Here is a 1,528-nt window from a genome sequence, read left to right as displayed (position 1 = left end):
GAATGTCAGTTTAAAATTTTGGTTTTTAATAGTAATTCCAGTTTTATCCTTTTTTTAGAGAACTAAACGTTTTATACTTTGGCTTTTTTACCAGCTTCTCTCCTTTTTGATTGTCGGTTCTTAGTTTCTGTTTGATACGCTTTTGCTTGATTCCGATAAGTCCGCTTATTTTTAACTTTATGAAAGAACCTCTTTGAGTTTTAGCCAATTCTCGCTTAACGTTCTGTCCCGTTCTTTTTCTAAAAAAAGGCTTTATACAAAACTCAAATCACGCAAACTAAATGCAATCAAGACTTGTAATTATTTCTAATCTATTGGCTAAAAATTGCTCCTTTTTGTAAACGCTAGTATTTGCATTCTGACTCGTTTGCTTTCAGTATAAAATTTTCAAATCGCATTAAACTTTGGCTAGTGTTCTCCAACATTAGCTAACATGGTGCATAAAAAATAGCTGCATTATATATAAATCAAAAATTATAACTAATTTTAAATCATGAAAAATGAATGAAAAATGAATGAAAAATTGCTACTAAAATTATCGCAACTTTTCATACACAAATACGTTGTAGCCAATATAAGAAACGCCTATGGGAACTTGGGGAACTGGAATTTCTTCTAATGATATTTACGAAGATATTAACTATGAATTCTTTGAATTATACAATCAAGGAATTGACGTATCTGCGATTACCGAAAAGTTAATTCAGGAAAATACGGAACTGATTGATTCGTACGAAGATCAAAATAATTTTTGGATAACAATCGCAAAATCTCAATGGGAATGTAAATCACTTGACCCAAAAGTTCTTAATCGAATTAAAGATATTGTCGAATCTGGAAAGGATATTGAATTGTGGAAAGAACTTGGCTCTTCTAAATCCGATTTGACTAAAAGGAAAAAAGTCTTAGACGATTTTTTAAATAAAATATCAACCGAAAAAAAGTCAGCACGCAAACGAAAAGTAAAAAAATCACGAAATGCGATTTTTGAAAAAGGAGATTGTTTGGTTTTCAAATTGAGTGATGGAGATTATTGCGGTGTTTTCGTATTAGAATCGGAAAAAGAAACAGAATTCGGACTGAATTTAGTGGTTGTTACTGACATAAAACAATCGAAAAAGCCAACTGAAAAGGATTTTAAGAATGCAAAACTATTATTTAGGCTTGAACAACAAATAAATAAAGACTTTAAACAAAAGGAACAAATTAGTTGGTATTATGCTCAACATTTCAAAAAATCGGAAACGGAATTTGAAAAAATTGGACAATTAAAAGTTAGTAAAAATTATTATTCAAACAAGGACTATCAGAGTTTTTCGAATTGGGATAATCTGAAATTATTCCAAGATGAATTCTATTCTGACTTTGAGAACAACAAGTGTAAGAACAAGGTTAAATTAAGTAGTTTAAGGAAAAAATACTGGCTACAACAGGGTGTATAATTAATTGCGGCTGTCCCGAAGCTTCGGGACCTCACCGGAAGTTCTAACCTATTAATTATCTTTCCGAAACATCGGAAAAGAACTCG

General features: G+C 30.8%; 1 protein-coding gene. It reads left to right on the top strand.

Annotation, left to right across the window (positions count from 1 at the left end):
- Nucleotides 1-587: 587 nt before the first annotated feature.
- Nucleotides 588-1,442 (top strand): hypothetical protein, encoded by an 855-nt coding sequence (locus tag ACOSP6_RS00030; RefSeq protein ID WP_422092459.1) that lies wholly within the window; start codon nucleotides 588-590, stop codon nucleotides 1,440-1,442.
- Nucleotides 1,443-1,528: the final 86 nt, after the last annotated feature.

Origin of the sequence: Tenacibaculum sp. MEBiC06402, assembly GCF_049239625.1 — a bacterium.
Taxonomy (GTDB): Bacteria; Bacteroidota; Bacteroidia; order Flavobacteriales; family Flavobacteriaceae; genus Polaribacter.
This window is presented reverse-complemented; position numbering and strand designations above follow the sequence as displayed.

Coding starts and splice junctions, on each gene's coding strand:
- ACOSP6_RS00030 (WP_422092459.1), top strand. CDS start 588: ATGGGAACTTGGGGAACTGGAATTTCTTCTAATGATATTTACGAAGAT.